We start from the raw sequence: 315 nt of genomic DNA on the forward strand, positions 1-315 counted from the left end.
TAGAAGCATTGTTATTAGTAGTATTAGCTTTTTGTAATACACCTACAGATGTTTCGAATTTATCGTAATTTTTATCTGTTAAATCAACAGTTATTTCACTAATAGAATGAGCACCAACTCCTTTAGTATAATTAATAGTTGAGCCATTAGCATCTCTAAGTGCTAATTTATTTACGCCATCATGAGATATATCACGTCTGATAGTACCATAAGAAGCTTTTTGACTTGTCCAATCAATCTCTGATAAGTATTCAAAGGAATTAGAAATAAATTTAGCATCAGCAAGAACTCCCCAATCTCCAGCAATTCCATTTC

1 protein-coding gene is annotated in these 315 nt (G+C 31.4%); it reads right to left on the bottom strand.

Going from position 1 to position 315, the window contains the following annotated elements; translation table 11 throughout:
• On the bottom strand, positions 1-315 hold a 315-nt coding region (locus ACQRD5_RS17290; RefSeq protein WP_427747126.1), incomplete at both ends, for an NPCBM/NEW2 domain-containing protein.

The sequence above is a fragment of the Clostridium sp. SGI.024 genome, from assembly GCF_050315195.1.
Lineage (GTDB): Bacteria > Bacillota > Clostridia > Clostridiales > Clostridiaceae > Clostridium.